The sequence below is a fragment of the Vibrio sp. 10N.222.48.A3 genome, assembly GCF_041475345.1.
Taxonomy (GTDB): domain Bacteria; phylum Pseudomonadota; class Gammaproteobacteria; order Enterobacterales; family Vibrionaceae; genus Vibrio; species Vibrio tasmaniensis_A.
This window is the reverse complement of the sequence record NZ_JBFRVX010000412.1, coordinates 1-2,873: the sequence shown is the minus strand read 5'-3', so window position 1 is coordinate 2,873 and position 2,873 is coordinate 1. Positions and strand designations below refer to the sequence as shown.

The 2,873-nt window shown below is 44.7% G+C and carries 2 protein-coding genes; both read right to left on the bottom strand.

The window, feature by feature from the left end; translation table 11 throughout:
- Positions 1–1,169: hypothetical protein (locus AB4653_RS12720; protein WP_372104324.1), on the bottom strand; the 1,169-nt coding region annotated here is incomplete at its 3' end.
- Between the two features lie 611 nt (positions 1,170–1,780).
- Positions 1,781–2,873, bottom strand: a 1,093-nt coding sequence (locus tag AB4653_RS12715; protein WP_372070879.1) for a type IV secretion system DNA-binding domain-containing protein, incomplete at its 5' end; no start/stop codon positions are given.

The following is a 2,873-nucleotide window of genomic DNA, read 5'->3' as shown; positions in this document are numbered from 1 at the left end:
CAATCAACCTCATCGGGAATGACGGCATACCAACCTCGACTTTTGGGGGAGGTATCTAAATAAACAGACACGTAGCGTTTGTTTGGCCAAAAGCGCTTTGTTTTTGGATTGCCGTTTGGTTTAGCCCAGTCGGGTCCTATAAATTCAAAATGAATGTCTGTTACCTTGTTGCTGGTAAGCTCAGGTGTCAGAAATATTCTGGGCGTAAATTGCAGGTATCGTTCTTTGGGGTATAGAGGCAGATGGATGTCGAGTTGGTGTTTAATGGCCGATTGGATCTCTGAGTGTGCTTGAGTGTAGCATTCTGACCATTCAAGACTTTTTGCCGCCTCAATGGGTGACATGCCCCGGGCATATAAATCGATATAGGGTGTCCAATCTATCTTGATGTATCGGTATGGGATTTTTTTGAGATGCGCTGCAAATGCCTTAAACCATTCTTTCCATTGGTCGTCATATTCGTGGGTCATTTTTCCGTTGAGATAATTAAGACCTTTGCGAGTAAAAGTGACGCACCTTTGATCATCGTTGAGTTCTAGGTAATTTTCTGAAATCAGTTGCTCTAAGATGTCTCTGATTAGCATGCCAGAGTGTGGGTAAACATCCAAAGCGCGCTCTTTTGCTTGAGACTTGCTCAAGCTCATTCGCTTTTCTTTCATGTGCGCTAGATACTGAGTGTTGATAGGGTCTACTTGGTAATTTTTTGTTCTTGGCCACAGCCAATCTAAAAGGTCGCGGGCATAGGCCGTATTCGGTCCTAATTCTAACGTATAGGACGTTGGCGCTTTGGGTAGGGGGGGAAGCTCTTCTTTATTGCCATTCATGGCGTTTAACTCTTCGGTAGTTAAGTTTCTTAGTATGACATGGGTAAAGCCTTCAATATTGTCGATGTGCTCCCCCAAGCTGACTCTGACACTTTGGATGAAAGGAATGATGGATGCTTGGTTAAATAGAATGTTGTGGGTTGGCTCGTGGTGCGTGACTGCTTGCGCTTTTAAGTCGTCCCAGTCGCCATAACCTACCGCTTGAGCGCAAATCGATAACCATGTGTTTTTTTCGGTGGCGTTGCCCTGAATGATTTCAGCGAAGGTAAGTTGATCGAATATAGTGTGTAATTGTTTCTTTAATATCGGTAGATGGTCAGAATTAAAGAGGGTCTTATTTGACATGGTAATTCCTTGATGAATGAACGTAAAAAAGCCTTGCCATTGCAAGGCTTGGAAGAGTGGTTGAGTGATTATTCGAGATGATGAGGCCCTAGGGTGTCGTCTCTATGGGGCGTTACGCTTTTCATCGATTTTCCTTTAATGAATCTCATCAATGATAGGGCTTACGTTATGGTGCACTATAACTAAATATCTAGTCATGACTAAGATTGAGTCAGTGCACTTTTTGACACGCTGGGTGCCAAGTACATGAAAGTCAGGCCTATCGAATTCAATAAACCAAATAACGAGTACTTCATGCTGATGCTCAGGAGTAAAGCGAATACTGCAAAGGTGAGTACGATGTAGTGAGGAGTGTTGGGGCGTTTTTTAACAAAAAAACCACGATGCGCTTCAAACCATACAGTGATAAAAAGCCAGTGGACGCGATGAAAAGTTGCGTCCACTGAAATTGACTCTCGGTGATCTGCATAAAACAAAGTGCAAAAAATAAGAGTGAGACGACCAAGGTCTCGAAGATTAATGTAGACAAACTCGGTAACATAAAAATACCTAATACATTTGGTTTGCAATGACCTATTTCTGTCTTGTGTGGCTATCGACTATTTGATGCGCTATTCAACCATATCGCCCGCTTCCATCTCGATATCTTGAGATATCGCCGACTCGTCGAGCTCTTGATGCGCGCGATCTTGAGGGGCATTGTCTGATTTGAGCTTTTCCGACTCCTTGCTGGCTAACGCTTTGACTGTCTCACTTCGTTGTGCTTGTTGGATTTGGTCGGTTTCCAGCTTCATCTCTTCCGGCGTTTCAAATTGCTTGGCTTGGATTTCTGTGAGTGCGTTACGCTCTTCTTCGTTGAGGAGCATACCTGGGGCGACACACTCAAAGTAAATCGCTTTTTGATACGCTTTGGTCATGGCGGGCGATGGGGTGTAATCACGTTTTATAAAGGCCGGTGTCACATCTCGCATCTTATCAAAGTGCAAATCCAGTCGAGTGATAAAGCTGCTTCCTGGTACGCGAAGGTAACATTGCAAATCATCCATGGCTTGGATTTCACTGCTAGAGATAACCGGTCGTGTCACCGTCTGGTGGCCAATCGATACCCCATCACGGAGTGCATTTGCACCGTAAGAAATGTGCTCTCTTGAGACATCCACCTCTTGCTCACCCAAATCTTTGGATGAGATTTGTGCCATCTGCGCTGATGGGGCGCGAAAGTAAAAGCGAGAGTTGAGTAAATCAAAAATAACGTCCGCGGTATTTTTTCCGTAGGTTTTCACTAGCTGCGCATAAGACTGGAGACCAATCACATAACAGCCCCCAAACTTACGCACTTCGGCAATGATGGTGTCAAGCTCAGGCAGTTTATGCAGACTTGGCATTTCATCCATAATCACCCAGATGCGGCGGTCTTCATCGTCTTTGAGTCCCAAGATAGCGTTAGAAGCAATGGCAAGCCACGTCGAAATCAAAGGACGCAATGAGGCGTGTTGCTGCGCGTTACTCGATAAAAACAAAAAGCCTTTTTGTTTGTCATCTTGTACCCAATCGGTGATAGAAAACGGTTTACGTTTGGGCTCTCCTTTCGTGTCTTTGTCATCCAAGCCATCTAAAAAGCGTAGGCTCTTAATGTAGGTAGCGAGCACCGACTTAATGGAGATGGCCGTCTTTTTGATGTCTTTCGAGACCAGGGAAGCAGAC